The sequence below is a fragment of the uncultured Flavonifractor sp. genome (assembly GCF_944387675.1).
GTDB lineage: Bacteria > Bacillota > Clostridia > Oscillospirales > Oscillospiraceae > Flavonifractor.
This window is the reverse complement of the sequence record NZ_CALXFV010000011.1, coordinates 13,189-34,987: the sequence shown is the minus strand read 5'-3', so window position 1 is coordinate 34,987 and position 21,799 is coordinate 13,189. Positions and strand designations below refer to the sequence as shown.

21 protein-coding genes are annotated in these 21,799 nt (G+C 61.9%); all 21 read left to right on the top strand.

The genetic code is table 11. The features are described from left to right. On the top strand, window positions 1-1,809 hold a 1,809-nt coding region (gene uvrC, locus Q0J74_RS02330; protein WP_297210016.1), incomplete at its 5' end, for an excinuclease ABC subunit UvrC. Then, the gene (locus tag Q0J74_RS02325) at window positions 1,806-3,038 is read left to right on the top strand and encodes a DUF4358 domain-containing protein (RefSeq protein ID WP_297210013.1); all 1,233 of its coding nucleotides are present in this window, start codon (window positions 1,806-1,808) and stop codon (window positions 3,036-3,038) included. The genes uvrC and Q0J74_RS02325, both read left to right, overlap by 4 nt. Window positions 3,039-3,062: 24 nt before the next feature. Beyond that, on the top strand, window positions 3,063-3,608 hold the full coding sequence (rsmD, locus tag Q0J74_RS02320) for a 16S rRNA (guanine(966)-N(2))-methyltransferase RsmD (RefSeq protein ID WP_297210010.1): 546 nt from the start codon (window positions 3,063-3,065) through the stop codon (window positions 3,606-3,608). Window positions 3,609-3,642: 34 nt separating this feature from the next. Beyond that, window positions 3,643-4,140: a pantetheine-phosphate adenylyltransferase gene (gene coaD / locus Q0J74_RS02315; protein ID WP_297210007.1), complete on the top strand. Its 498-nt coding sequence runs from the start codon at window positions 3,643-3,645 to the stop codon at window positions 4,138-4,140. Then, window positions 4,140-4,646 (top strand): hypothetical protein, encoded by a 507-nt coding sequence (locus tag Q0J74_RS02310; RefSeq protein ID WP_297210003.1) that lies wholly within the window; start codon window positions 4,140-4,142, stop codon window positions 4,644-4,646. The genes coaD and Q0J74_RS02310 overlap by 1 nt, the downstream gene beginning before the upstream one ends. Window positions 4,647-4,755: 109 nt before the next feature. Next, window positions 4,756-4,926 carry a hypothetical protein gene (locus tag Q0J74_RS02305; protein ID WP_297210001.1) on the top strand — a complete coding sequence of 57 codons (171 nt, stop codon included), beginning with the start codon at window positions 4,756-4,758 and terminating at the stop codon, window positions 4,924-4,926. Continuing rightward, the gene (mraZ, locus tag Q0J74_RS02300; RefSeq protein ID WP_297209998.1) at window positions 4,923-5,348 is read left to right on the top strand and encodes a division/cell wall cluster transcriptional repressor MraZ; all 426 of its coding nucleotides are present in this window, start codon (window positions 4,923-4,925) and stop codon (window positions 5,346-5,348) included. Before Q0J74_RS02305 ends, mraZ begins: the two co-directional genes overlap by 4 nt. A 1-nt stretch (window position 5,349) precedes the next feature. Then, window positions 5,350-6,291, top strand: coding sequence for a 16S rRNA (cytosine(1402)-N(4))-methyltransferase RsmH (rsmH, locus tag Q0J74_RS02295; protein WP_297209996.1), 942 nt, complete (start codon window positions 5,350-5,352; stop codon window positions 6,289-6,291). Window positions 6,292-6,322: 31 nt separating this feature from the next. Next, complete coding sequence (locus Q0J74_RS02290; RefSeq protein ID WP_297209994.1) at window positions 6,323-6,877, top strand: hypothetical protein; 555 nt, start codon at window positions 6,323-6,325, stop codon at window positions 6,875-6,877. A gap of 187 nt (window positions 6,878-7,064) precedes the next feature. After that, window positions 7,065-9,428, top strand: a complete 2,364-nt coding sequence (locus Q0J74_RS02285; protein WP_297209991.1) for a penicillin-binding transpeptidase domain-containing protein — start codon at window positions 7,065-7,067, stop codon at window positions 9,426-9,428. 41 nt (window positions 9,429-9,469) lie between these two features. Beyond that, the gene (locus Q0J74_RS02280; RefSeq protein ID WP_297209988.1) at window positions 9,470-10,909 is read left to right on the top strand and encodes a UDP-N-acetylmuramoyl-L-alanyl-D-glutamate--2,6-diaminopimelate ligase; all 1,440 of its coding nucleotides are present in this window, start codon (window positions 9,470-9,472) and stop codon (window positions 10,907-10,909) included. Between the two features lie 119 nt (window positions 10,910-11,028). Continuing rightward, a complete protein-coding gene (gene mraY / locus Q0J74_RS02275) occupies window positions 11,029-12,012 on the top strand; it encodes a phospho-N-acetylmuramoyl-pentapeptide-transferase (protein WP_297209985.1) in 984 nt (327 codons plus the stop codon). A 93-nt stretch (window positions 12,013-12,105) separates the two neighbouring features. Then, entirely contained in the window at window positions 12,106-13,251 is a 1,146-nt protein-coding gene (ftsW, locus tag Q0J74_RS02270) for a putative lipid II flippase FtsW (protein WP_297210019.1), read from the top strand. 26 nt (window positions 13,252-13,277) lie between these two features. Beyond that, the gene (murG, locus tag Q0J74_RS02265) at window positions 13,278-14,396 is read left to right on the top strand and encodes an undecaprenyldiphospho-muramoylpentapeptide beta-N-acetylglucosaminyltransferase (protein WP_297209982.1); all 1,119 of its coding nucleotides are present in this window, start codon (window positions 13,278-13,280) and stop codon (window positions 14,394-14,396) included. A 61-nt stretch (window positions 14,397-14,457) separates the two neighbouring features. Next, complete coding sequence (gene murA / locus Q0J74_RS02260; RefSeq protein ID WP_297209978.1) at window positions 14,458-15,717, top strand: UDP-N-acetylglucosamine 1-carboxyvinyltransferase; 1,260 nt, start codon at window positions 14,458-14,460, stop codon at window positions 15,715-15,717. Window positions 15,718-15,797: 80 nt separating this feature from the next. Then, window positions 15,798-16,682: a cell division protein FtsQ/DivIB gene (locus Q0J74_RS02255; protein ID WP_297209975.1), complete on the top strand. Its 885-nt coding sequence runs from the start codon at window positions 15,798-15,800 to the stop codon at window positions 16,680-16,682. Further along, window positions 16,675-17,424 (top strand): DUF881 domain-containing protein, encoded by a 750-nt coding sequence (locus tag Q0J74_RS02250; RefSeq protein WP_297209972.1) that lies wholly within the window; start codon window positions 16,675-16,677, stop codon window positions 17,422-17,424. The genes Q0J74_RS02255 and Q0J74_RS02250 overlap by 8 nt, the downstream gene beginning before the upstream one ends. Next, window positions 17,424-17,810, top strand: coding sequence for a small basic family protein (locus Q0J74_RS02245; protein ID WP_297209968.1), 387 nt, complete (start codon window positions 17,424-17,426; stop codon window positions 17,808-17,810). Before Q0J74_RS02250 ends, Q0J74_RS02245 begins: the two co-directional genes overlap by 1 nt. A 61-nt stretch (window positions 17,811-17,871) precedes the next feature. Beyond that, the gene (gene ftsZ, locus Q0J74_RS02240; RefSeq protein ID WP_297209965.1) at window positions 17,872-18,981 is read left to right on the top strand and encodes a cell division protein FtsZ; all 1,110 of its coding nucleotides are present in this window, start codon (window positions 17,872-17,874) and stop codon (window positions 18,979-18,981) included. Between the two features lie 338 nt (window positions 18,982-19,319). Further along, window positions 19,320-20,246, top strand: a complete 927-nt coding sequence (locus Q0J74_RS02235; protein WP_297209962.1) for a magnesium transporter CorA family protein — start codon at window positions 19,320-19,322, stop codon at window positions 20,244-20,246. Window positions 20,247-20,397: 151 nt separating this feature from the next. Continuing rightward, the gene (locus Q0J74_RS02230; protein ID WP_297209959.1) at window positions 20,398-21,762 is read left to right on the top strand and encodes a citrate/2-methylcitrate synthase; all 1,365 of its coding nucleotides are present in this window, start codon (window positions 20,398-20,400) and stop codon (window positions 21,760-21,762) included. Window positions 21,763-21,799: the final 37 nt, after the last annotated feature.

The following is a 21,799-nucleotide window of genomic DNA, read 5'->3' as shown; positions in this document are numbered from 1 at the left end:
CATGCCCTGCCGCTGAAGCCGGGCGTGTATATCATGCAGGACAAGAAGAACACGGTCATCTATGTGGGCAAGGCCAAGGCGCTGAAAAACCGGGTGAGCCAGTACTTTGCCAACTTGGCCACCCACACGGAAAAGACAAGGGCCATGGTAAGCCAGATTGACCACTTCGATGTCATTGTGGCCGACTCGGAGTTTGAGGCCCTGGTGTTGGAAAATTCCCTGATCAAACGCCATCAGCCCCGGTACAACATCCTGCTCAAAGACGACAAGGGCTACCCCTATATCCGCCTGACGGTGAAGGAGGAGTACCCCAGATTTTCCCTGGCCAACAGAGCAGCCGAGGATGGAGCCCGGTATTTCGGCCCCTACGGTAGCCGGGGCAATACCCAGAACATCATTGACGCCCTGCGCATTGCCCTGAAGCTGCCCTCCTGCAACCGGAAATTTCCCCGGGACATCGGGAAGGAGCGGCCCTGCCTCAACTATCACATGGGCCAGTGCGACGGCTACTGCCGGCCGGAGATGGACCAGAGCCGCTACCGGGAAGCCATTGACCAGGCTGTTCGCCTGCTGGAGGGGAAGTTCCAGGAGGTGGGGGACGAGCTGAAGGCGGAGATGGAGCTGGCGGCGGAAGAGCTGCGGTTTGAAAAAGCCGCTGAGCTGCGGGACCGCTACAAGGCCATCGAGCTGCTGGGTAAGCGGCAGAAGGTGGTAGCGGGCTCCCTGGCGGACACCGACGTGGTGGGCTTCCACAAGGGAGAGGCCACCCGCAGCTGCTTTGTGGTACTCCACTTTGCGGAAGGGGAGCTGGCCGCCAAGGATTGGGACCTCATCGACACCCCGCTGGAGGAGGAAAATGCGGAGATCCTCTCCGCCCTGGTGCGGCAGTATTACGGCGGCCGGGGAAGCTTTCCCCGGCAGATTCTGCTGCCCTGCGAGCTGGAGGACGAGGTGCCGCTGGCCCGCCTGCTGTCCGAGGCGGCGGGGCGGAGGGTGGAGCTGGTGACCCCCCAGCGGGGTGCGAAACTGGATTTGATCCGCCTGGCCAACACCAACGCAAGGGAAGAGGTGGAGCGCTGGACCACCCGGGAGGAGCGGCAGAGCAAACTGATGGAGTTGCTGGGGACCCTACTGGACCTGCCCGCTCCGCCCCGGAGAATGGAGTCTTACGACATCTCCAATCAGGGTGCCGACGACATTGTGGCCTCTATGGTGGTATATGTCAACGGCAGGCCCCTGAAGCGGGACTACCGCCACTTCAAGCTGCGGAACATGGACGGTCCAGACGACTATGCCTCCATGGACCAGGTGCTCCGCCGCCGCTTTCAGCGCTACCTGGAGGGAGACGAGAAGTTTGCCGGCAAGCCGGATTTGCTGCTCATCGACGGCGGAGTGAACCACGCCAGGGTGGCGGAGAGCGTGCTCCGGGAGCTTGGCCTTGCCATTCCGGTGTTCGGCATGGTGAAGGATGACCGCCACCGCACCAGAGCTCTGGTGACGCCCCAGGGACAGGAGATCGGCATCCAGGGCAGTCAGGCCATCTTCTCCCTTATCGGCCAGATTCAGGAGGAGACCCACCGCTTTGCCATTGAGTTCCACCGCCAGCAGCAGAGCCAGCGGGTACGAGGCTCGGTGCTGGACCAGATTCCCGGAGTGGGGGAGAAGCGGCGGAGTGAGCTGCTCCGCCACTTCAAGAGCATCAAAGCCATCAAAGCCGCCACCCTGGAGCAGCTCCAGGCGGCGGTACCCAGAAACACCGCCCAGGCGGTCTATGCCTTTTTTCGGGAAAAGGAGAGTCAGGACGAATGAAATGGATGCTGACTTTGGCCCTGGCACTGCTGCTGTGCGCCTGCGAAGCGCCGGATGGCGGCAACACCGCCGCCCCGGAGGAATATGTGACGGCGGACCAGGCTGCCCGGGCGGTGCTGGACAGCCAGCCGGATACGGCGGGGCTGACGCCTCTTACCGGCAGCGACCGTACCGACTACCTCACCGCCGTGTGCGGTGTGGAGGAGGGAGGGTGGACCGAGGCGGCGGTTTACGCCGCCTCCGGTGTGGACGCACGGGAGATTATCATCCTCCGACTGAGCCAGACGGAGGATGAAGAGACGGTGGCTGCCGCCCTGGAGGCGTACCGCCAAGCCCGGACGGGGGATTTCTTCGGCTACGCCCCGGATCAGGCCGCCCTGCTGGAGCAGGCGGTGGTGACTACTCTGGACGGATACGCCGCCCTGCTGGTGTGTGAGCAGCCCCGGGACGCTCTGGACGCCCTGGCGGCGGCGCTGGGCGGGGAGGTGCTGCCTGACCCGGAACCCACACCTACCCCCCTCCCGGAGCCTGCCCTGGAGTCTACCCCCGTACCCACGGCCGCCCCCACCCCGGACTTTGACGCCCTCAACGCCCGGTATCCCTTTGACCCGCCGGAGGAGCACGACATGGCCCTCTATGATACCTCGGCCATTCTGGAGGCCTGGGAGAGCGGGGCGGAGGACGGCCTGAGCGAGAAGGACGCCGCCATCCTGACCTGCTGCCGGGCGCTTTTTGCAGAGCATGTCCGGGATGGCATGACCGACTTTGAGAAGGAGCTGGCCCTCCACGACGCTATGGTGCGTTTGGCGGAGTACGACGAGACGGTATATGACGACGGCCAGGGCAGGCCCGACAACACCAACCCCTACGGCCTGCTGGTGGAGGGATACGGCATCTGCCTGGGCTACACCGCCAGCTTCCAGCTGCTGATGGATCTGGCGGACATCCAGTGTATCACGGTGACGGGAGCCGCTTACGGCTCCACCAGCGACCACGCCTGGAATATGGTGCGGCTGGAGGGGGAATGGTACTGTGTGGACCCCACCTGGGACGACCCCATCGGGGGCGAGAACGTGGGTCCCGGCCGCTGGGAGGAAATTCACCATGAGTTTTTTAATGTGACCAGCGACTACATGCGCCAGAGCGACCACCAGTGGGACTATGCCGCCGTGCCGGAGGCGACGGCCACCCGGTTTCGCTGGAGCGGCAGCGGCAGGCTGCCACGGTAAGGACAGAGAAAGGATGAGAGAGCCATGCGCGTCATTACGGGAACCGCCCGGGGCCGGAAGCTGAAGGAACTGCCCGGCCTGGAGACCCGGCCCACCACCGATAAGGTGAAGGAGTCGGTATTCAACATCGTCCAGTTTGACATTGAGGGCCGGCGGGTGCTGGATTTATTTGGCGGAACCGGACAGATGGGTATTGAGGCCCTGTCCCGGGGGGCGGCCCGCTGCACCTTTGTGGATGTGCGGCGGGAGGCCGCCGCTGTCATCCGGGACAATCTGGCCCACACCGGCCTGGCGGACAGCGCCAGGGTGATCCAGGGAGATTACCTGGCCTTCCTCACCGGCTGCGGGGAAAAGTTTGATTTGATCTTTCTGGACCCGCCCTACGGCACCGGTATGCTGGAAAAAGCCCTGGAGGCCATCGCCAAGATTGACATCGGGACGGAAAATGGTATAATAATCTGCGAAAGTGCCGCCGAAGCGGTGCTGCCGGAGCTGCCCGCCCCCTATCGCAAGGGCCGGGATTACCGCTACGGCAAAATCAAGATTACGCTGTACCACCGGGACGTCTGACCCCCTTTTCCCCGAGATGAGGATGTGAGCCCACATGAAAACCGCCATCTACCCCGGCAGCTTTGACCCCATTACCCTGGGGCATCTGAATATCATCAAGCGGGCCGCCGTCTGCTTTGACAAGCTGATTGTATGCGTGCTGGTGAACTCGGAGAAGATGAACCGGGGGCTGTTCACCCCGGAGGAGCGGGTGGAGCTCATCCGCAAGGTGGTGGCAAAGCTGCCCAATGTGGAGGTGGATTGTTCCTCCACCCTGCTGGCCGAGTATGCCAGACAGCGGAAGGCCTGTACCCTGGTGAAGGGTCTGCGGGCGGTGTCCGACTACGAAAATGAGCTGCAGATGGCCCTCATCAACCGCAAGCTCAACCCCCGGCTGGAGACCATGTTTCTCCCCTCCAGCACCAAGTATACCTATATCAGCTCCAGTGTGGTGAAGGAGATGGCCCGTTACGGGGCGGACCTGACGGACTTTCTCCCCCGGGAAATCATTGAGGACGTACAGCGGAAAATGGACAGCAGGAGGGATAGCTGATGGCGACCGGCGTAGATGAATTGCTGGATATGCTCTTTGAGATGATTGACGAGGCCAAGAGCATGCCTTTGAGCAGTGATAAGTGCATTTTGGAGCGGGACAAGGCCCTGGATCTGCTGGACGAGATCCGCGCCCAATTTCCCATGGAGCTGGCCGAGGCCAAGAAGCTGATTGCCGCCCGGGCGGAGTACATCAACTCCGCCAAGCGGGAGGGCGAGCTGATCCGCAAGCAGGCGGAGGAGCAGGCCAGGCAGATGGTGGCCGAGGACGAGGTGCTGGCCCAGGCCAAGCAGAAGGCCAACGAGATGCTCCGCACCGCCGAGGAGCGCAGCCGGGACCTGCGCAAGGCGGCCAACGACTACTGTGAGGATGCCCTTCGCCGCACCGAGGAGGCGGTGGCCGAGGCCTATGACGAGATCAAGAAATCCCGGGTCCGATTCCGCGCTCTGGCCGGGGGTTCCAACTCCGGCGGGCGTCAGCCCTATGACGCCGCTGCCGACGAATAACCCCCCGGATTTCCGTTTACGTAACATCGAAATATGGTATTTTTTCACCACCATACCGCAAGGTATGGTGGTTTTTTGTTTCCACTTGTAACATCAAGAAGTCGAACATATGTTTTTCATGCTGAAAACCTGGGATTTCGCAGGGAAAACAGCCGTTTTTCTCTTTAAAAAAGAAGAAAAAACTATTGCAATTCTGTTACAAAGCATTTATACTAAAAAAGTAAGTGGAGCAAAGTGGAGGAAAAACCCGCTTAAATTCAGTAAAGTGGAGGGGAAGTGAAGGGCGTGACCGGGACCTACGAGCACAGCATTGATTCCAAGGGCCGCCTGTTCATTCCCGCCAAGCTCCGGGAGGAGCTGGGGGTTACCTTTTATTTGGCCATGGGCGTGGATGCCTGCCTGGCCATCTATCCCCAATCCACCTGGGACAGGTTTACAGAAAAGTTTGCCTCCCTGCCTATGAGCCAGTCCAAGGCCATGCGCCCCCTGTTTGCCAACGCCGCAAAGTGCGAGCTGGACAGCCAGGGGCGGATTGTCATCCCTCAGAAGCTGCGCAAGTACGCCGGGCTGGACAAGGATGTGGTGATTCTGGGCGTCCACGACCGGGCGGAGATCTGGAGCGCCGGCGCCTGGCAGGCTCAGGAGGAGGAAGAGATGACGCCGGAGAAGATGTCGGCCTGTATGGAGGCTTTGGGATTCTGAGATGAGAGAACAGAGCTATATGCACAAGCCGGTGCTGCTGGCTGAGTGCATGGAGGGGCTGAACATCCGGCCGGACGGAATTTATCTGGACGGTACTCTGGGCCGGGCCGGCCACAGCCGGGAGATTGCCAAACGGCTGACCGGCGGCAGGCTGATCTGCGTGGACCGGGATCAGGCGGCCCTGGAAGCGGCGGAGGAACGGCTGGCCCCCTGGCGGGACAGGGTGGAGCTGGTACACGGCAACTTCTGTGAGCTGGACGCCATTCTGGACGGACTGTGTCTGGGCAGAGTGGACGGCATGCTCTTTGACTTGGGGGTGTCCTCTCCCCAGCTGGACGACCCGTCTCGGGGATTTTCCTACATGGCGGACGCGCCCCTGGACATGAGAATGGACAAGACCGATACCCTGACGGCCCGGACGGTGGTCAATGAGTGGCCCCAGGAGGAGCTGCGGCGCATCCTCTGGCAGTACGGGGAGGAGCGGTACGCCCCCGCCATCGCGGGGGCCATCGTCCGGGCCAGGGACCAAAGAGAGATAGAAACCACCCTTCAGCTGGTGGAGATCATCCGCTCGGCTATGCCGGCCTCCGCCCTGCGGGAGAAGCAGCACCCCGCCAAGCGCAGCTTTCAGGCCATCCGCATCGCGGTGAATGACGAGCTTGCGGCGGTGGACAAGATGGTGCGCGCCGCGGTACCCCGCCTGAATTCCGGCGGACGGCTGGCGGTGATCTCCTTCCACTCCCTGGAGGACCGCATTGTGAAAAACGCCCTGGCGGAATTTGCCAAGGGCTGCACCTGCCCGCCGGACTTTCCCGTGTGTGTGTGCGGGAAAAAGCCCCAGGTGAGGCTGGTGAACAAAAAGCCTATTGCCGCCGGAACGGCGGAACTGGAGGAAAACCCCAGAGCCCGCAGCGCCAAGCTCCGGGTGGTGGAGAAGCTGTAAGCATACCAAGGAGAATGGAGTGGACGCAGGCATGGCAGCTGCCGTAAAGTACAGAGCACGATACGACCGATACAACGATATCCCCTATAATGCCTATGACGGTTCGGCGGTACGGCAGCTTCCCGGCGAGGAGGTTTTGCAGCCCCGGCCGCTGGTCCGGCCCAAGGAGCGGGTGGTGGCCCGGCCCAGAATCCGGGTGCGGGAGGCGGGTCAGGTGTCCCCCTTCGCGGTGGCCGGCTTTTTGGCGGTGGCGGTGTTTGCGCTGCTGCTGCTGTACAGCTATGTAAACCTGACGGTGATCTCCCAGCAGGTGGTGGACCTGCGCAGCGAGATGACCGAGCTGCGCTCGGAAGAGGCCAAGCTGCGGGCGCAGTACGAGTTGGCCTACGACCTGGACAGCATTGAGTCGGAGATGACGACCAACGGCACCATGGTCAAGCCCCAGAACGGCCAGACCATCTATGTGGACCTGTCCGAGCCCGATTCGGTGATGCTGTTTGCCCAGGAGGAGACCGGCGGGGAAGCCGGGGGCTTCCTGGAGGGCATAGAATCCATTGCGACGGAGATTGTGGAATATTTCCAGTGACCGCAGCCATATAGTGATTTGCAGATCCCATAAAAAGAGAGATGGGCTGCCGCCGGGCGGCCCACCCGTATGAAGCAGAAAATGGACGAAAGAGGGCGTAAGAAAAGCAATTTTCTTACGCCCTCCGCTGTAGCTATCCGCCGGAGCCAGAAGCCCCGGCCAGACATCCCAAGCGAGGTGACCAGTCATGGCGCACAGAAAGAAAGACCGGGTGATCCGGCAGCAGCCGGACCGGAAGGCAAACCGTACCATCCTCATTCGCACCCTGATCCTGATGGCGGTTTTCGGCGTGGTGGTGTTTACGCCGCTGTTTTTCCGCCTCTGGCAGATCCAGATTGAGGAGTACGACAAGTACCGGGAACTGGTGGCGGACCAGCAGACCAAGGACAGCACGGTGGAGGCCAACCGGGGTACCATCTACGACAGCAGCGGGGTGCCCCTGGCCCTCAGCGCCACGGTATACAACGTGCAACTCTCCCCCAAGGAGATTCTCCAGTGCCAGAAGGATTACCAGGAGAAGGTGAAGAACGCACTGGAAAACGACAAGGAGCCGCCGGACTATCCCGAACCCACCAGCCAGTTTATCGCGGAGAACCTGGCGGAAATTCTGGATTTGGAGGTGGACGACATCCTGGCCCGGCTGGCCAAGGAGAATTCCCTCTACGAGATGATCAAGTGGCGGGTGGACGCGGAGGAGTCGGACGCCGTCCAGGAATTCATTACGGAAAACCACATCAGCGGTATCTATCTCATGCCCACCAGCAAGCGGTATTACCCCAAGGGCAGTCTGGCCGCCCAGGTCATCGGCTGGTTTAACCCCAATGTGGGAGAGGGAGCCTACGGGGTGGAGGCCCTGTATGAGGACGAACTCTCCGGGGAGAGCGGCCGGGTGGTGACGGCAAAAAACGGCGTGGGTACCGAGATGCTCTACTGGTTTGAGGACTACTATGACGCCACCGACGGCGACGACCTGACCCTCACCATTGACGCCACCATCCAGTACTTCTGCGAGAGTATCCTGCAAAAGGGCGTGGAGCAGTTTGACGTCCAGGACGGCGGCTTCTGCATCGCCATGGACCCCAACACCGGGGAGATCCTGGCCTGGGCCAACTCCCCCACCTACGATCTGAACGACCCCTGGGGAGTCACCGATCCGGTGCTCTCCGCCTATCTGGAGTCGGTGAAGAACGACCCCTCCTCCAGTGAGGAGGCCTATACCCAGGCTCTCCAGGACACCCAGCTTCAGCAGTGGCGCAACAAGGCCATCAACGATACCTACGAGCCCGGCTCCACCTTCAAGTCCGTGGTGCTGGCCGCCGCCCTGGAGGAGGGTGTGGTCACGGAGAGCGACCACTTTTACTGCTCCGGCAGCACCACGGTGGAGGGTTGGTCCCGGCCCATCTACTGCTCGGAGACCAAAGGCCACAAGGATCAGGATCTGGCCAAGGCGGTGGCCAACTCCTGCAACCCCGCCTTTATTGCCATCGGCCAGCGGCTGGGGGCGGAGAAGTTCTACGACTACCTGGAGGACTTCGGCTTTCTGGAACTCACCGGCATTGACATGCAGGGCGAGTCCACCGGCGTCATCTGGGGCCGGGACGCTTTCAACAACGTGAACCTGGCTACTGCCTCCTTCGGCCAGCGCTTCAACGTCACCCCCATCCAGCTCATTATCGCCGCCTCCGCCGTCATCAACGGCGGCCACCTGATGCAACCCTACGTGGTCAGCCAGGTCACCGACGCCGACGGCAATGTGGTGGAGCGCACCGAACCCACCGAGGTGCGCCAGGTGATCAGTGAGCAGACCAGCGCGCGCTGCCGGGCCATTCTGGAGAAGGTGGTGGATGGCGGCACCGGCAAAAACGCCGCCGTGGAAGGCTACCGCATCGGCGGCAAGACCGGCTCCTCCGAGACCCTGAAGGGCGAGGGACACACCATTGTCTCCTTCCTGGGCTTTGCGCCGGCGGACGATCCCCAGGTGGTCATCCTGCTGGCCTACGACAGCCCCAAGCCGGCCAGTCCCGGGGCGGATGTCACCGCCGGCGGATGGTACATCAGCGGCGGCAACATGGCGGCCCTTATGGCCAGTGAACTGCTGGAGAACATCCTGGACCACCTGGGAGTGGAGAAGACCTACTCCGCCACCGCCGACGTGCTGGTACCCAATGTCACCGGTCAGACGCTGGCCACCGCCACCACCACCCTGAAGAAAAACAACCTGACCCTGCGTACCGTGGGTGACGGGGACACCGTCACCGGCCAGATTCCCGCCCAGGGCGCCTCCATTCCCGGCGGCAGCCAGGTGGTGCTCTACCTGGGTGAGGAGGTACCCACCGATCAGGTGGAGGTTCCCAATGTGGTGGGCCTCAGCCTGGAACAGGCTCAGGCGAGACTCAGCGAGGCGGGGCTCTACCTGAAGGCCAGCGGCGCCGCCGACTACAGTGCCAGTACCGCCTATGAGCAGGAGGTGGCCGCCGGTACCCTGGTGGACCGGGGTACCGCCATTGAGGTGCGCTTTACCGATTCCACCGCCAGCGGCGCCGGACTGTAAACCGGCCGCCCGGCCCAGCCAAGAAAGCGGGGTGTGTACGCATGAAGCTGAACCAGGTGCTCTCCGGGGTATCCCTCACCGCCCGGCAGGCACAGGACGTGGAAATCACCGGCATCTGCTATGACACCCGAGCCATGATACCCGGCTGCCTCTTTGTGGCCCTGCCGGGGTACAAGACCGACGGACACCGGTATATTGACCAGGCCCTGGAGCGGGGGGCGGTGGCAGTGCTTTGCCGCCGCCCCCCGGACCGGGAGGGACCTTGGCTGATAGCCCATGACCCCAGGGCCGCCCTGGCCGCCGTCTCCGCCAACTGGTTCGGACACCCGGCGGAGGGACTGACGGTGCTGGCGGTCACCGGCACCAACGGCAAGACCACCACCACCTATCTGCTGAAAGCCATGCTGGAGGAGGTGCTGGGGGCAAAGGTGGGTCTCATCGGCACCAACCAGAACATGATTGGAACGGAGATCCTCCCTGCCCACCGCACCACCCCGGAATCCTGGGAGGTGCAGAAGCTGCTGCGGGATATGGCGGACGCCGGGTGCACCCATGTGGTAATGGAGGCATCCTCCCACGCCCTGGTGCTCCACCGGCTGGACGGTATCCATTTCCGGGCGGGCATTTTTACCAACCTGACCCAGGATCACCTGGACTTCCACGGTACCATGGAGTCCTACCGCCAAGCCAAGGGACTGCTCTTCCGCCAGTGCGGCGCGGCGGTGCTCAATCTGGATGATGAGGCCGGCCGGTACTACGCCGACACCGCCCCCTGCCCCGTCTTCACCTACTCCGAGCGGCGGGATGAGGCCGATCTCACCGCCAAAAACCTGCGGCTTTTCCCCCAGCGGGTGGAATTTGAGGCGGTGACGCTCTCCGCCATTGCCCGGGTCCGGCTGGCTATTCCCGGGGGCTTCACCGTCTACAACGCCCTGGGGGTGCTCGCCTGCGGCGTGGTTCTGGGCCTGCCGCTGCCCGCCTGCGCCCGGGCGCTGGCCTCCGCCAAAGGGGTGAAAGGCCGGGTGGAGGTGGTGCCGGTACCGGCGGATTTTACCGTGCTCATTGACTACGCCCATACCCCGGACGCCCTGGAGAACGTGCTCACCACCGTCCGGGACTTTACCCCCGGACGGGTGATCTGCCTATTCGGCTGCGGCGGGGACCGGGACCGATCCAAGCGCCCCCGGATGGGAGCTATTGCCGGCCAGCTGTCGGATGTGGCGGTGCTCACCTCCGACAATCCCCGCACCGAGGACCCGCAGGCCATCCTAGCGGATATTTTGGCGGGAATGGCGGACACCTCCGCCCGCCGGTATGTGGAGCCGGACCGGCGGCAGGCGATCTCCCTGGCCCTCTCTCTGGCCATGCCCGGCGACACGGTGGTGCTGGCGGGCAAGGGCCACGAGACTTATCAGGAGATAAGCGGCGTGCAGTATCACCTGGACGAACGGGAGGAAATTGCCGCATGGTTTGCCCCATAGGCCGGGAAGTTTGTTACTATTTTGAGTAGAAAGCCGGAACAGTTTGTGATAAAATACCTACCCGGTCTGAATGGACGGATGAAATTGAGCTGTGAGAGGCTTTGGAGGGTGCAAAAGAGATGTTGCGGATTGTCATCAGTATTGCGGCGGCGTTTGTCCTCACCGCCCTGGCGGGGCGGTGGCTGATCCCTGTGCTGCGGCGGATGAAGGCGGGGCAGTCCATCAAGGAGATCGGCCCCACCTGGCACATGTCCAAGCAGGGAACACCCACCATGGGGGGACTGATGTTTATCTTCGGCGCCGCCGTGACGGTGGCTGCATTGGGCTGGCCGGACTATACGGCGGGCGCACCGGGGGGCGTGTTTGTGTTTCTCTTCGCCCTGGTGTTCGGCGCCATCGGCTATGTGGACGACTATTTCAAGGTGAAAAAGCACGAGAATACCGGCCTGACCGCCCCACAGAAATTTTTGCTTCAGCTGGCGGCGGCGGTGCTGTTCACCGTACTGCTGCGGAATTTCGGCTACCTGACAGCGGACCTGTATCTCCCCTTCGTCAATGTGACTTTTCCGGTTCCCTGGCCCCTTTACATGATGTTTGCCGCCTTTGTGATGGTGGGGTGCGTCAACGCCGTCAACATCACCGACGGTATTGACGGTCTGGCCGCTGGAGTGACGGTGCCGGTCATGGCATTTTTCACCGCTGTGGCCCTGCTGTGGGGGCATGAAGAGCTGGGTATTTTCTCCGGCTCTCTGCTGGGGGGACTGCTGGCCTTCCTGCTCTACAACTTCCACCCCGCCAAGGTGTTTATGGGGGACACCGGCTCCCTGTTCCTGGGGGGTGCGGTGTGCGGGCTGGCCTTCGGACTGGACATTCCTCTGGTTCTTATCCTGGTGGGCATCATCTATATCGCGGAGACCCTGTCCGACATCATTCAGGTGGGCTATTTCAAGCTCACCCACGGCAAGCGGATCTTCCGCATGGCCCCCCTGCACCACCACCTGGAGATGGGCGGCTGGAGTGAGGTAAAGCTTGTGACGGTCTTTGCCGGCATCACTCTGCTGGCCTGCCTGGCGGCTTTCTGGGGCGTCATGGGCCGCTATTGACCGATCTTACCCGAACGCGCTGAAAGGAGGCGAAGGAGCTTGGCAAAACTCAAGCGGGATCTGACCATGGAGCAGCAGCTGGCCAGGGGACCTATGGATCTGCCCTTTCTCATGCTGGTACTGCTGCTTACCGGCATCGGCACGATTATGGTCTTTTCCGCCTCCTTTGCCACCGCCTATTATGAAGGCAGGGATCCTGCCTATTATTTCCTGCGGCAGGCCCTGTTTGCAGGGGCCGGTCTGGCCATCCTGTATGTGGTATCTAAAATCAATTACCAGACCTTCCGCTGGCTGTCGGTGTTTGCCCTGGGATTGGCTATCCTGCTGCTGGTGGCGGTGCTCATTCCTGGCATCCACACCGACCGGTCCGACGGTGTGCGCCGCTGGATTGCCATACCCGGGTTGGGGACCTTCCAGCCCTCGGAGATTGCCAAGGTGGCGGTCATCATGTACTTCTCCGCCCGGCTGAGCAAACGCAACCGGGAAAAGCCCATCCGCCTCAGCCCCCGCTCTAATTTCAGCGGCATTGTGAGCTGGCTGGACCGCATTGGGTTTCTGGAGCTGATCCCCTATGGAATAATCCTGCTGGTTATCGTCCTGCTTATGAAGCTGGAACCACATATGTCTGGTACCATCCTGATCCTGGCGGGGGCGGCGGCGGTGCTCTTTGCCGCCGGCATCAAGCTCTACTGGTTTCTTCTGGGGGGCGGCGGGTTGGCGGCCATCCTGGCCCTGTCCATGCAGGGCTACCAGTCCACCCGTATCCTGGTGTGGCAGGACCCCTGGGCCTACAAGCAGGACGGCGGCTATCAGATCATCCAGTCCCTGTACGCCATCGGTTCCGGCGGCCTGCTGGGCCTGGGCCTGGGCAAGAGCCGGCAGAAAATTCTCTACCTGCCAGAGCCGGAGAACGACTTCATTTTTGCCATTGTTTGTGAGGAGCTGGGCTACATCGGCGCGGCCATCGTCATCCTGCTCTTTGTGCTGCTCATCATCCGGGGCTACTGGCTGGCCGTCCACGCCAGGGACCGGTTCGGCGCCCTGCTGGTGGTGGGAATTACCACCCTGCTGGCGGTGCAGGTGTTTCTCAACATCTCGGTGGTCACCAATCTGCTGCCCACCACCGGCATCTCCCTGCCCTTCTTCAGCTACGGCGGCACCGCCCTGATGATTCAATTGGCGGAGATGGGTATGGTGCTGTCGGTTTCCCGGCAAATCCCGGCGCCCAAGCAAGAATAAGATTGTGTTGAGAGGGAAGTGGAAGCATGAAGATCCTCTTTACCTGCGGCGGAACCGCGGGGCATGTAAACCCCGCCGTGGCCCTGGCCCAGCTGTTTCAGAGCCGGCATAAGGACTGCCAGGTGCTTTTTGTGGGGGCGGACGGGGGTATGGAGACCCGACTGGTTCCCAAGGAGGGCTACCCCATTGAGACGGTGACCATCACCAACTTCCGCCGGTCCTTTACCCCGGCGGCGGTGGGCCATAACGTCAAGACCCTGCTGAACATGAACAAGTCCAAGAAGCAGGCCAACGCCATTCTGGACACCTTCCGCCCCGACCTGGTGGTGGGAACGGGGGGCTATGCCTCCTATCCGGTGGTAAACGCCGCTGCGGCCCGGGGCATTCCCACCGCCGTCCATGAGTCCAACGCGGTCCCCGGCCTCACCACCAAGGCCCTGTCCAAGGTGGTGGACGTGGTGATGGTGGGCTTTGAGGAGAGCCGGAAGCACTATGACGACCCCTCCAAAGTGGTGGTGACCGGCACCCCGGTGCGGGGAAACTTCTTCCAGTACACCCGGCAGGAGGCCCGGGCCAAGCTGGGCCTTACCGATGACCGGCCCCTGGTGCTCTCGGTGTGGGGCAGCCTGGGAGCCGAGGAGATGAACCGCCAAATCGTGGACTTCATTCGCCTGGAGTGGGAAAACGGGACACCCTGGCACCACATCCACGGCGCCGGGCGGGACTTTGCTCAGGTGCGCAAGGCCTTGAAGCAGACCAATCCCTCCATTGACGTGCGGGAATACATCTACGATATGCCGGTGGTGATGGCGGCGGCCGACCTGGTGCTCTGCCGGGCGGGAGCCTCCACCATTTCGGAGCTGACCGCCATTGCCAAGCCCTCCATTCTGGTCCCCTCTCCCAACGTGGTGGCCGACCACCAGACCAAAAACGCCAGGGTGCTGGAGGGGGCCGGCGGCGCGGTGCTGCTGCCTGAGAGCGAGAGCTCCGGGGAGAGGCTATATCAGGCCGCCGCCGCCATCCTGAACGACAAGGACAGGCGGCAGGCCATGGGGGCCGCCCTCCGGGCCATGGCGGTGCCTGACGCGACAGAGCAGATCTATACCGTCCTCACCGGCCTTTTGGGGCAGAAACGGCGGAAATGAACCCAACTTCCACCCTCCGCATAGGATGGCCTACCAAAACCGAACTGCGGAGGGTGGCGTAATGAGTACATATCTGGTGGAGGGCGGCAGCCCTCTGGACGGCTCCGTGGAAATCCACGGGGCGAAGAACAGCGTGCTTCCCATCCTGGCGGCGGCTCTGCTGGCGCCGGGGGAGTGCGTGATTCACAACTGTCCCCGGCTGTCCGATGTGGAGGCATCCCTGGCCATCCTGCGGCATCTGGGCTGTGCGGCCCGCAGGGAGGGGGAAGCGGTGGTGGTGGATGCCTCCTCCCCCACCCGGTACGACGTGCCGGACGAGTTGATGCGGGAGATGCGCTCCTCGGTGATCTTTCTGGGGGCGGTGCTGGGACGGATGGGACGGGCCAGCCTGTGCGCCCCCGGAGGCTGTGAGCTGGGTCCCCGGCCCATCGATCTCCACCTGGCGGCCATCCGCGGCCTGGGGGGCCGGATTACCGAGACGGAAAATGGCCTGCTGTGCGCGGGCAGGCTCCGGGGTGCGGATCTGGTTCTGTCCCTGCCCAGCGTGGGCGCCACCGAGAACGCCATGCTGGCTGCGGTATGCGCCGATGGGGGGACCAGCAGTAGCAGCGGCGCCCGGGGGCGGGGGATTGTGGATTTGCAGAGCTTTCTGTGCGCCCTGGGGGCCAGGGTGCGGGGGGCGGGCAGCTCGGTGATTACCATCGAAGGAGGCGTCCCCCTCCACGGCGCTTCCCACACCGTCATGGGGGACCGGATTGTGGCCTGCACCTACCTGACGGCGGCCGCCGCCGCCGGCGGGCATGTGGAGGTCACCGGGGTGGACTGGCGCACCCTGTCCACCGTTACCGCCGTACTCACCGAGGCCGGCTGCGCAGTGCGCAGCCAGCCGGGCCGTATTGAGCTGACCTGCCGCAGCCCCCTGCGGGGCGTGCGGCCCATCCGCACCGCCCCCTATCCCGGCTTTCCCACCGACGCCCAGGCCCCTTTGATGGCGGCCCTGTGCAGGGGCAGCGGGTGTACGGTGTTTGTGGAGAATATGTTTGAAAGCCGCTACCGCCACGTGGATGAACTGTGCCGGATGGGCGCGGACATCCGGGTGGAGGGACGGGTGGCGGTGGTGTACGGTGTTCCCCGGCTCCACGGCGCCCGGGTGCGGGCTTTTGATCTGCGGGGCGGCGCCGCCCTGGTGGTGGCCGCCCTGGGGGCGGAGGGACAGACCCAGGTGGAGGGCCTGCACCACATCGACCGGGGCTACCAGTGCCTGGAGGGGGACCTGAGCGCTCTGGGCGCCCAAATTTCCCGGGAAGCGGGAAAATTGTAAGAGCTTCTTTATACTTTTTTATCTTTTTTGTGAGATAGTAAGATAAAAGACCCAAGACCAGAAGACAGGAGACCAGTGGAATGGCGGCAAGACGGAACAGAAAGGGACGGCGGCGCAACCGGGGACGCTTCGGCTTCCTCTATAAGCTGCTGTCCATTCTGATCATCTTCGCCGCCATTTTGGCGGGCTGCGTGGTCTTTTTCCGGGTAAACACCATGATGGTGGAGGGCAACAGCCGCTACACCGCAGAGGAGGTCATCGCCGCCTCCGGCGTGGAGCAGGGAGACAACCTGTTTGCGCTGAACAAAAGCCAGATGGTCTCCCGCATTCTGACCCGCCTGCCCTATGTGGATGATCTGTCCATTGACCGCAAGCTGCCCGACACCCTGATTTTCCACGTGACGGAGAGCACGCCGGTGGCCTGGGTGGAGAGCGGCGGTGTCTGCTGGCTGCTGGACCACCGCTGCAAGATTCTGGAGGCGGGAGATTCCTCCCTCACCCAGGGACTGTCCCAGGTACTGGGCTTGACGCCGGTAGACCCCTCAGTGGGCAGCCGCCTGACGGTGGACCCGGAGGAGCAGAACAAACTGGACCGGCTGCGGAGCTTTTTCGCCGCCATTGCCGGCCGGCAGATGACCGGCAGCCTGACAAGCTTTATTGATCTGAGCAGCGAGAACGAGCTTCGCTTTGGCTACGGCGAGAATCTGACGGTGATCTTTCCTCTGAACGGGGATTATGATCAGGAGACCTATGAGCTGAAACGGGCGCTGGAGAGCATGGACGAGCGGGGCATCCCCCGTACCGGCACCTTGGACCAGAATTACGAGGGGCGGGAGACCCACCTGCTGCCCGAGCGCTGGCTGCCTGGGGGGATGGAGACGCCCCAGACGGACGGCGGGACGGAGGCTGCGGAGACACCGGAGGCCACCCAGATCCCCCAGGGAGAAGAGGAAACCGATGAGTAAAAAAGGACGGAAACGGGGCCAGCTGGCGGTAATGATGGTATGCGCCGTGGTTGGCTTTCTGTTGGCGGCCCAGCTGCGCAGCGTCAAGCTCAGCGGGGCGGCGGACGCCACCAACGCGGCCCGGCTGGAGACGCTGCAAAGCCTTTATAACGAGCTGATGGACCAGAAGGACGGCCTGGAGAGCCAGGTGGAGCAGCTCCAGAGCGAGCTGGCCCTCTACCGGGACCAGGCGGCCTCCGGTGAGGCGGGCAGCCAGGCACTGAAGGCGGAGCTGGACCAGCTGGAGATCACCGCCGGTCTGACCGATGTGGAGGGGCCGGGGGTTACCGTGATTCTGGAGGATTCCACCTCCTCCAATGTCACCGGGGATGAGGCCGACTATCTGATCCACGACAGCGACCTGCTCTCGGTCATCAACGAGCTGCGCTCCGCCGGAGCGGAGGCCATTTCCCTCAACGGGGAGCGGATTCTGGCCACCAGCGAGGTGCGCTGCACCGGCGCGGTGGTGACGGTGAACGGCCGGCGGTATGCCGCCCCCTACATCATCTTTGCCATCGGGGATCCGGATACCCTGTACAACGCCATGACCATGCGCAACGGCGTGGCGGACATCCTGGGCCAGTGGGGAATTTTGGTAAAGGTAACCTCCAGCGACCTGCTGCTCATTCCCAAGTACAACGGAACCATTGACTATCAGTACGCCCGCAGTGCGGTGCAGGGCGAAGGGGAGGGCGAGGGCTGATGCTGGAGCTGATTGGTTTGCTGGTGGGTCTGGCGGTGGGACTGCTGTTCCCCTGGGCCATCCCCAGCCAGTATTCCCTCTACGCCGCCACCGGACTGCTGGCAGCTCTGGACTCCGCCCTGGGCGGGTTCCGAGCCAGAATTTCGGACGAGTTCAAGCTGGACGTGTTTCTCTCCGGCACGGTGGGCAACGCGGCCATTGCGGTGTTCCTCACTTGGCTGGGTCAGAATTTGGGGATTCCCCTGTACCTGGCGGCGGTGGTGGTGTTCGGAACGAGAATGTTCCAAAACTTTGCGGAAATCCGGCGGGAGCTATTGACCTCCAGGCAAAAGAGCGCTAAAATAAATCAAGATATGGACACTTCGGAGGAGAAGCATACAAGATAGCTCTTTTTCCCCCTGATTTAAACAAAATATAAGGAATTCGTTTCACATAGGAGGAGCAGATATGGCGTTTGGGCTGGATACCGGTCCCGATACCGTGGTCACCATTAAGGTGATCGGCGTAGGAGGCGGAGGCAATAACGTGGTCAACCGGATGGTGAAGTCCGGGACCAAGGGTGTGGATTTTATCGCGGTGAATACGGACAAGCAGGCCCTTTCCGTGTCCAGCGCTACCTTTAAAATTCAAATTGGCGAGAAGCTCACCGGCGGACAGGGCGCGGGCAGTGATCCGGAGGTGGGACGCAAGTCCGCCGAGGAGAGCCGCAGCGCCATCTCCAAGGCTTTGGAGGATGCGGATATGGTGTTCATCACCGCCGGCATGGGTGGCGGCACCGGTACCGGGGCGGCCCCCATTGTGGCGGATATCGCCAAGGAGATGGGCCTGCTCACTGTAGGCGTAGTCACCAAGCCTTTTAACTTTGAGGGGCGCCGCCGGATGATCCAGGCCGAGAAGGGCATTGAGGAGCTGCGTACCCGGGTGGACAGCCTGGTGATCATCCCCAACGAGCGGCTGAAGTTTGCCACCGACCAGAAGATTACTTTTGCCAATGCCTTTGAAATTGCCGATGATGTGCTGCGCCAGGCGGTGCAGTCCATTTCCGACCTTATCAAGAATACCGGCTTTATCAACCTGGACTTTGCCGATGTGACCGCCGTCATGCAGAACGCGGGCATGGCCCACATGGGCGTGGGCCGGGCCGCCGGCAAGAACAAGGCCGAGGAGGCCGCCAAGATGGCCATTTCCAGCCCCCTGCTGGAGACCTCCATCAACGGCGCCAAGGGCGTGCTGGTCAATGTCACCGGCTCCATGGACATCGGTCTGGAGGAGGTGGAGACCGCCGCCAACCTGGTGCAGCAGGCCGCCCATCCCGACGCCCTCATTATCTTTGGCGCCGCCTTTGACGACACCCTGGAGGACGAGATCCGGGTCACCGTCATCGCCACCGGCTTTGAGGAACGGGAGAGCGCCATGCCCAGCAAGCCCTTCTCTGCCGCTGCGGAGAAGAAGGCGGAAACCCATCAGCAGTCCCAGCCTCAGACACAGGACGCCGCCGCCCCCGGGGAGGACGATCCGTTTGAGGATATTTTCAAGATCTTCAACCGGGGCCGCTGAGCAGCGCAGGGAGAGGAAAACGCCGCGCCGCCAGGTGGCTGCGCGGCGTTTTTGACGCAGGCACGCTTGCAATCCCGCCGGGGAAGGCATATAATCAGAGCTGGAACAAATAACAGAAACAAGGGAGTGATATGCGCCGTGAGCGGTGACCCTCTGAGTCGAGCATACAGTGTACGTAACACGGCGCACGGGTTCCGCGCCTGACCGGCCTGGTCCGGCGGGCCGCGCACGCCTGAGCCGCCGTGAGCCCGGCGGGGACGCTTCGCCGGGCGGAAAGAAACGGGCGGCGCGGGACAGGTATGCCCTTTTTTACCCGCGCCCGGAAAGGCGTGAGCGGATTGCTTTCAATTTACAAGACCATTGACGGAAAAATGACCCGGCTGGATTCAGTGCAGGACGGCTGCTGGGTCAATCTGACCTATCCCAGCGAGGATGAGCTGAATACCGTGGCGGTGACCCTGGGAGTGGAGGCATCCTTCCTCCGGGCCGCGCTGGACGAGGAAGAGACCTCCCGGATTGACACCGAGGACGGGCAGACCCTGATTATCATTGACGTCCCCTCGGTGGAGAAGGACGACGCGGTGGTGTATTCCACCCTCCCCCTGGGCATTATCGTTACGCCCAAGCACATTATCACCGTCTGCCTGAAGGAGACCTCCATCCTCAAGGACTTTCAAGACGGGCTGGTACGCAACGCGGAGACGCAGAAGCGCACCAGCTTTATCCTCTATATGCTCCTTCAGGTGGCCAAGCGCTTCCTGCAATACTTGAAGCAGATTGACAAGATCTACAATTATATGGAGCGGCAGCTCTACAAGTCCCAGCGGAATAAGGAGCTCATTCAGCTGCTGGATTTGGAGAAGTCCCTGGTCTATTTCAATACCTCCCTGAAGGCTAATGAGGTGACCCTGGAGAAAATCCTCCGGGGCCGCATCATTACCCTTTATGAGGAGGACCACGACCTGCTGGAGGACGTGCTGATCGAGGTGCGCCAGGCCATTGAGATGGCCAATATCTACTCCTCCATTATCTCCGGAATGATGGACGCCTTTGCCAGCGTTATCTCCAACAACCTGAATGTGATCATGAAGGTGCTGACTTCCATCACCATTCTGCTCACCATTCCCAACATCATTTTCGGCTTCTACGGCATGAATATGACCAACGGACTGCCGCTGGACCACTTCTGGTGGATTCCCCTGGCGGTGGCGGCGGTAGCCATTGTGATTGCCGGAATTTTGCTGAAAAAGAAGGACCTGTTTTGACCCGAACGGCGGAGCTTGCTCCGCCGTTTTTTTGAAGGAAAGATTGCAAATTGATTCATAAAATGGTAACAATTTTGTGATATCATTTCAACTACGAAATGTGGCGGCCCAGGAGAGGTCGCGGCGGCACTGATGAGAATGGAGGGTTTCTATGGCGAGCAATCCGAATTACTGTGACATTACTCCTGAAATTGAGGCTCTGGCGGCCCAGGCGCTGCAAAGCAGCAGCATTGACCCGGGCGATTATGTGAAATATGATGTCAAGCGCGGCCTGCGGGATCTGAACGGCAAGGGTGTGCTGGCCGGCCTGACGGAAATCTCCGATATTGTTGCGAAAAAGATTGTCAACGGGGAGGAGGTCCCCTGCGACGGCAAGCTCTACTACCGGGGCATTGATGTGGAGGAGCTGGTGGAGGGCGCGCTGGAGGAGGGGCGGTTCGGATTTGAGGAGACCGCCTATCTGCTGCTGCTGGGCCACCTGCCCAACCAGGAGGAGCTGGACAGCTTTACCAGGCAGCTGTCCTACTACCGGTCTTTGCCCAACAACTTTGTGCGGGACGTGATTCTGAAGGCGCCCAGCCACGATATTATGAACTCCCTGGCCCGGAGCGTGCTCAACCTGGCCTCCTATGACGACCAGTGCGACGACATCTCCCTGCCCAACGTGATGCGCCAGTGCGTCCAGCTTATTTCCCTGTTTCCCATGCTCAGCGTTTACGGTTATCAGGCCTGGAACTATAAGAGCGGCAGCAGCTTGTACATCCACGCCCCCAGACCGGAGCTGTCCACGGCGGAGAATATCCTCTCCCTGCTGCGGGCGGACTCCTCCTACTCCTTCTGGGAGGCCCACGTGCTGGATATCTGCCTTACCCTCCATGCTGAGCACGGCGGCGGCAACAACTCCACCTTCACCACCCACGTGGTCACCTCCTCCGGTACCGACACCTACTCCTGTATGGCGGCGGCCCTGGCCTCCCTGAAGGGTCCCAAGCACGGCGGCGCCAACATCAAAGTGGTGCGCATGTTTGAGGATTTGAAGGAGCACGTGAAGGACTGGAAGGACGAGGACGAGGTGCGGGCTTATCTCCAGGCTCTGCTGGACAAAAAGGCCTTTGACAAGGCGGGCCTTATTTACGGTATGGGCCACGCTGTCTACTCCCTGTCCGATCCCCGGGCCAATCTGTTCCAGAAGTTTGTGGAAAAGCTCTCCCGGGAGAAGGGACGCAACGAGGAGTACGAGCTCTACTCCCTGGTGGCCCGCCTGGGTCCCGAGGTCATTGCCGGAGAGCGGAAAATGTACAAGGGCGTCTCCGCCAATGTGGACTTCTACTCCGGTTTTGTGTACCACATGCTGGATCTGCCCCTGGAGCTGTATACGCCTATCTTTGCCATGGCCCGTGTGGCCGGCTGGTCCGCCCACCGGATTGAAGAGCTGATCAACATGGGAAAAATTATTCGCCCCGCCTATATGTATGTGGGAACGCACGAGCACTATGTGTCCATGGACCGGCGCTGAGACTGCGGAGTGTGGCCCGGCTCCCAACCGACAGGAA

What these genes read in the sequence shown, in the direction of transcription:
- Q0J74_RS02325 (WP_297210013.1), top strand. Translation starts at nt 1,806, where the DNA reads ATGAAATGGATGCTGACTTTGGCCCTGGCACTGCTGCTGTGCGCCTGC.
- rsmD (WP_297210010.1), top strand. Translation starts at nt 3,063, where the DNA reads ATGCGCGTCATTACGGGAACCGCCCGGGGCCGGAAGCTGAAGGAACTG.
- coaD (WP_297210007.1), top strand. Translation starts at nt 3,643, where the DNA reads ATGAAAACCGCCATCTACCCCGGCAGCTTTGACCCCATTACCCTGGGG.
- Q0J74_RS02310 (WP_297210003.1), top strand. Translation starts at nt 4,140, where the DNA reads ATGGCGACCGGCGTAGATGAATTGCTGGATATGCTCTTTGAGATGATT.
- Q0J74_RS02305 (WP_297210001.1), top strand. Translation starts at nt 4,756, where the DNA reads ATGTTTTTCATGCTGAAAACCTGGGATTTCGCAGGGAAAACAGCCGTT.
- rsmH (WP_297209996.1), top strand. Translation starts at nt 5,350, where the DNA reads ATGAGAGAACAGAGCTATATGCACAAGCCGGTGCTGCTGGCTGAGTGC.
- Q0J74_RS02290 (WP_297209994.1), top strand. Translation starts at nt 6,323, where the DNA reads ATGGCAGCTGCCGTAAAGTACAGAGCACGATACGACCGATACAACGAT.
- Q0J74_RS02285 (WP_297209991.1), top strand. Translation starts at nt 7,065, where the DNA reads ATGGCGCACAGAAAGAAAGACCGGGTGATCCGGCAGCAGCCGGACCGG.
- Q0J74_RS02280 (WP_297209988.1), top strand. Translation starts at nt 9,470, where the DNA reads ATGAAGCTGAACCAGGTGCTCTCCGGGGTATCCCTCACCGCCCGGCAG.
- mraY (WP_297209985.1), top strand. Translation starts at nt 11,029, where the DNA reads ATGTTGCGGATTGTCATCAGTATTGCGGCGGCGTTTGTCCTCACCGCC.
- ftsW (WP_297210019.1), top strand. Translation starts at nt 12,106, where the DNA reads ATGGATCTGCCCTTTCTCATGCTGGTACTGCTGCTTACCGGCATCGGC.
- murG (WP_297209982.1), top strand. Translation starts at nt 13,278, where the DNA reads ATGAAGATCCTCTTTACCTGCGGCGGAACCGCGGGGCATGTAAACCCC.
- murA (WP_297209978.1), top strand. Translation starts at nt 14,458, where the DNA reads ATGAGTACATATCTGGTGGAGGGCGGCAGCCCTCTGGACGGCTCCGTG.
- Q0J74_RS02255 (WP_297209975.1), top strand. Translation starts at nt 15,798, where the DNA reads ATGGCGGCAAGACGGAACAGAAAGGGACGGCGGCGCAACCGGGGACGC.
- Q0J74_RS02250 (WP_297209972.1), top strand. Translation starts at nt 16,675, where the DNA reads ATGAGTAAAAAAGGACGGAAACGGGGCCAGCTGGCGGTAATGATGGTA.
- Q0J74_RS02245 (WP_297209968.1), top strand. Translation starts at nt 17,424, where the DNA reads ATGCTGGAGCTGATTGGTTTGCTGGTGGGTCTGGCGGTGGGACTGCTG.
- ftsZ (WP_297209965.1), top strand. Translation starts at nt 17,872, where the DNA reads ATGGCGTTTGGGCTGGATACCGGTCCCGATACCGTGGTCACCATTAAG.
- Q0J74_RS02230 (WP_297209959.1), top strand. Translation starts at nt 20,398, where the DNA reads ATGGCGAGCAATCCGAATTACTGTGACATTACTCCTGAAATTGAGGCT.